Genomic DNA, 4,365 nt, shown 5'->3' with positions numbered 1-4,365 from the left:
GCCGCGATCGGCTGCGAGCTCAGCCAGATCGTCAAGTCGCTGATCTTCGAGGCGGACGGCGCCCCCGTGCTGGTCCTGATGGACGGCTCGTCCCGGGTGGACGTGGAGCGCGTACGGGCCGAGCTCGGCGCGGGCAAGGTCAAGCGGGCCGGCGCCGACCTGGTGCGGGAGACCACGGGGTACGCGATCGGCGGCGTCCCGCCCTTCGGCCACCGCACGAGGACCCGGGTGCCAGGGCGTGGGCTGCTCGACCACCCGGTCGTGTGGGCGGCCGCCGGCACCCCGCACACCGTCTTCCCCCTCGACCCGAAGAGCCTGATCGCACAGGCCGGCGGCACCCTGGTGGACGTGCGCGAGCAGACCGCGTGACCCCCCTGGTGGCGGTCGCGGTCCTGGCCGCCGCGATCACCCACGCCGGCTGGAACGCCCTCGCCCACGCGATACGCGACCAGTTGCTGTCCTTCACCCTCATCTCCGGGGGCGGGGCGCTGATCGGTGCCGTCCTGGCCTCGGCCGCGCCGCTCCCGGCGGCCGGCGCGTGGCCGTACCTGCTGCTCTCCGCGGTCCTGCACGTGGCCTACATGGCACTGCTGATGCGCTCGTTCACGCTGGGCGACTTCGGCCAGATGTATCCGATCGCCCGGGGCACCGCCCCGCTCGTGGTGACGGTCCTCGCCGCCGTCTTCGTCGGAGAGCGCCCCGACGGCTGGGCGACGGCCGGTGTCGCGGTGGCCTCGGCCGGGCTCGTCGGCCTGGCGTTGTGGGGCATCCGGGGCTCCGCCACCCGCCCGCACGGCCCGGCGGTCCTGGCGGCCCTGGCGACGGGGCTGGCGATCGCCGGGTACACCACGGTCGACGGCGCCGGCGTGCGCGCCTCGGGCACCCCGCTCGGCTACATCGGCTGGCTGATGGTCGCCCAGGGCCTGGTCATCCCCGCGTACGCCTTCTGGCGCCGACGCGGCGCACTGGCCGCCGAGTTGTCCCCGTACCTGAGGCGCGGACTGGCCGGCGCGGCCCTGTCGGTCACCGCGTACGCCCTCGTCCTGTGGGCCCAGACCAGGGCCCCGCTGGCCCCGGTCGCGGCGCTGCGGGAGTCCTCGATCATCGTGGGGGCCGCGATCGGGACGCTGTTCTTCAAGGAACGGTTCGGCGCGCCGAGGATCGCGGCGGCCGGGCTGATGGTCGTGGGCATCGGGCTGATGCTGCACACGAGTTGAGGGGGCGCCCGGCCGGGCGGGGGCGGTGCCGCCGCCCTCCGCCGTGGCCCGCGCCCCTACTCGCCCCGCATCGCCTTGCGGAAGCCGGTGTTGACGCCCATCAGGCCGCCGTCCACCCGCAGCGTCGTCCCGGTGACCCAGGACGCGTCCCGGGACGCCAGGAAGGCCACGGCGGCGGCGATGTCGTCCGGTTCGCCGATCCGGCCGAGCGGGTAGAGGGCGCTCGCCCGCGCCAGGTCGTCGTCGCGTCCGGCCCATCCCTCGGTGCGGACGGTACCGGGGGCGACGAGGTTGACCCGGACGCCGCGCGGGCCCGCGTGGCCGGCCAGCGTACGGGTCAGGCTGCCCAGGCCCGCCTTCGCGGCGCTGTAGGCGTGCCCGCCGAAGTCCTGTTCGCCGTTGACGGAGCCGATGTTGACGATGGCGCCGCGCCCCGAGGCCGCCAGGTGCGGCAGCGCGGCGCGGGAGCAGCGGTAGGGGCCGGTCAGGGTGATGTCGAGGGTGTGGGCCCAGGACTCGTCGGCCTCGTCCTCGAAGAGCCCGGCGTCCTCGTGGTTGGCGTAGGCGTTGTTGACGAGGACGTCGAGGCCGCCGAAGACGGCGACGGCGTGGGCCACCGCCGCCTCGACGGCGGCCCGGTCCCCGACGATGTGTATAAGAGACAGGGGTCGAGGTCGGTGACGAGGACGGCCGCGCCCTCGGCGGCCAGGCGGCGGGCCGTGGCGGCGCCGATGCCCCGGCCGGCTCCGGTGACGAGGGCGGTGTATCCGTCGAGACGTGCGCTGATGGTGTCGGTCACAACGCCGACCGTACCGCCCTGATCAGGGCCTGGGAACGGGGATCCGCGGTGACTCCCTTCTGCAGTCCGTTCGTCACGTAGCCCAGCGCGATGCCCGATTCCGGGTCGGCGAAGCCCAGCGATCCGCCCCGGCCGGGGTGGCCGAAGGAACCGGGGGCCAGGAGCGGGGCGGCCGGGCCGTGCAGCATGTAGCCGAGGCCGAAGCGGGTGGAGACGACCAGGACCCGGTCCGGCCCGGCGGACTCCTCGGTGCGGGCCAGGGTGAGGGTGGCCGGGGCGAACAGCCGGTGGCCGTCGACCTCGCCGATCATCGCGGCGTAGCAGCGGGCCAGGCCGCGCGCGGTGGCCACGCCGTTGGAGGCGGGGAGTTCGGCCGCCCGGTAGGCGGGGTCGTTCTCGTCGGGGAAGGGGTCGATCGCCCCGAAGGCCCGCCGGGTCAGCGAGTCGGGGTCGCGGTAGGCATCGACGACGGCCCGCTTGGGACGCAACCGCAGGGTGCCGCCGCCGCCCTCCGCGGCCGGGGGCTCGACGGGGCCGATCCGGCCGATGCGGTGCGCCTCGTCGGCCGGGAGCCCGAACCAGAAGTCCAGGCCGAGCGGCCGGGCGATCTCCTCGGCGATCCAGCGCCCGATGGTGCGTCCGGTGACCCGGCGGACCAGTTCGCCGATGAGCCAGCTGTAGGTCTGGGCGTGGTAGCCGTGATCGGTGCCGGGCTCCCACTGGGGCCCCTGGGCGGCGACGGCCCGCGCCCCGCTGACCCCGTCGGCGGCCTCCTCGGGCGTCAACGGCGTGTCCAGGGCGGCCAGTCCGGCCCGGTGGGCCAGGAGGTGGCGTACGAGGAGGCGGTCCTTGCCGTTGGCCTTGAACTCCGGCCAGTACGTCCCGACGGGCGCGTCCAGGTCCACCTGCCCGCGCTGGTGCAGCAGCAGCGGTACGGCGGCGGCGACGCCCTTCCCGGCGGAGCGGACGATCTGCACGGTGTCCACGGCCCATGGTTCGGTGCCGTCGACGTCTCTCGTACCGGCCCACAGGTCCACCACCTTGCGCCCGTGCCGGTAGACGGCCACGGCCGCGCCCCGTTCCCCGCGCCGTTCGAAGTTACGGACGAACGCGTCCCGTACCGCCTCGAACCCTGGTGCCACCGTGCCCCGTACGTCCACGCCTGCTCCCGCACTCCCGCTCATCCCCCCATGGTGCATCGCGGCGTGGACCGAGCGGCTGCCGGGTCACCGACTGTTCACGTACGCGGGGCGGCGACGGAACGCGGGTCGAAGCCGAAGGGCAGCTCCAGCCGGTGCCGGCGCATCAGCTCCTGGTCGCACAGCAGTTGCCGGGTGTGGTCGTCGGCGGCGATGACCCCGTCGCTGAGGATGACGGCGCGCGGGCAGAGTTCGAGGGCGTACGGCAGGTCGTGGGTGACCATCAGCACGGTGACGTCCAGGTCCCGCAGGATGTCGGCGAGTTCTCGGCGGGAGGCGGGGTCCAGGTTGGAGGAGGGCTCGTCCAGGACGAGGATCTCCGGTTCCATCGCGAGGACGGTGGCGACGGCGACCCGGCGGCGCTGCCCGAAGGAGAGGTGGTGCGGGGGGCGGGCCGCGAACTCCTCCATGCCGACCTGCCTGAGGGCGGCCGTCACCCGCTCCTCCAGCTCCGCGCCGCGCAGCCCGGCCGAGGCGGGTCCGAAGGCGACGTCCTCGCGGACGGTCGGCATGAACAGCTGGTCGTCCGGGTCCTGGAAGACGATCCCGACCCGGCGCCGGATCTGGGCCAGGTTCCGTTTCTCCACGGGCAGCCCGGCGATCCGGACGGTGCCCGCGCCGGCGTCGAGGATGCCGTTGAGGTGCAGGACGAGGGTGGTCTTGCCCGCGCCGTTGGGGCCGAGCAGGGCGACCCGCTCGCCGCGCCCCACGGTGAGGTCGACCCCGAAGAGGGCCTGGTGGCCGTCGGGGTAGGCGTAGGCGAGGCCACGGACTTCGAGGGACGGGTGCTCGGCGGTGGCCGGCTGGATCGGGCTCATAGGGTCCATCCCAGCAGACAGACGCCCAGGGCGAGCACGGGGAGAACCGAGGCGTACGCCCACTGGGTCCGGGAGGCGGTCACCTCGTCGATCACCGGCAGGGTCCCGGTGTAGCCCCGGCTGACCATCGCGAGGTGGACGCGCTCACCGCGTTCGTAGGAGCGGATGAACAGGGCGCCCGCCGTCTTGGCCAGGACCCCCCAGTGCCGTACGCCGCGCGCCTCGAAGCCCCGGGAGCGGCGGGCGATCGACATCCGGCGCAGTTCGTCGGTGATCACGTCGCCGTAGCGGAGCATGAAGGACGCGATCTGGACGAGCAGCGGCGGCAGCCT

The 4,365-nt window shown here is 74.4% G+C and carries 5 protein-coding genes and 1 pseudogene; 2 read left to right on the top strand and 4 right to left on the bottom strand.

Annotated elements, in window-relative coordinates:
- A partial coding sequence (locus IH13_RS0108420; RefSeq protein ID WP_031082491.1) for a YbaK/EbsC family protein occupies positions 1-369 on the top strand: 369 nt, incomplete at its 5' end.
- Positions 366-1,217 carry an EamA family transporter gene (locus tag IH13_RS0108415; protein ID WP_031082488.1) on the top strand — a complete coding sequence of 284 codons (852 nt, stop codon included), beginning with the start codon at positions 366-368 and terminating at the stop codon, positions 1,215-1,217. The genes IH13_RS0108420 and IH13_RS0108415, both read left to right, overlap by 4 nt.
- A gap of 56 nt (positions 1,218-1,273) precedes the next feature.
- Here IH13_RS0108415 and IH13_RS36990 read toward each other — a convergent pair.
- The 4 genes and pseudogenes from IH13_RS36990 to IH13_RS0108395 all read right to left on the bottom strand — a co-directional run.
- Positions 1,274-2,016 (bottom strand): annotated as a pseudogene (locus tag IH13_RS36990) (SDR family NAD(P)-dependent oxidoreductase).
- Entirely contained in the window at positions 2,013-3,176 is a 1,164-nt protein-coding gene (locus tag IH13_RS0108405) for a serine hydrolase domain-containing protein (RefSeq protein ID WP_031082486.1), read from the bottom strand. The pseudogene IH13_RS36990 and the gene IH13_RS0108405 overlap by 4 nt, the downstream one beginning before the upstream one ends.
- Before the next feature lie 77 nt (positions 3,177-3,253).
- Positions 3,254-4,033, bottom strand: coding sequence for an energy-coupling factor ABC transporter ATP-binding protein (locus IH13_RS0108400; RefSeq protein WP_031082485.1), 780 nt, complete (start codon positions 4,031-4,033; stop codon positions 3,254-3,256).
- A partial coding sequence (locus tag IH13_RS0108395) for a CbiQ family ECF transporter T component (protein WP_031082482.1) occupies positions 4,030-4,365 on the bottom strand: 336 nt, incomplete at its 5' end. The genes IH13_RS0108395 and IH13_RS0108400, both read right to left, overlap by 4 nt.

The sequence above is a fragment of the Streptomyces sp. NRRL WC-3549 genome (genome assembly GCF_000721935.1).
In the GTDB taxonomy this organism is placed as follows: Bacteria; Actinomycetota; Actinomycetes; order Streptomycetales; family Streptomycetaceae; genus Streptomyces.
This window is presented reverse-complemented; position numbering and strand designations above follow the sequence as displayed.

Bases quoted from the DNA above. Each gene is read 5' to 3' on its own strand.
- IH13_RS0108400 (WP_031082485.1), bottom strand. From the start codon at position 4,033: ATGAGCCCGATCCAGCCGGCCACCGCCGAGCACCCGTCCCTCGAAGTC.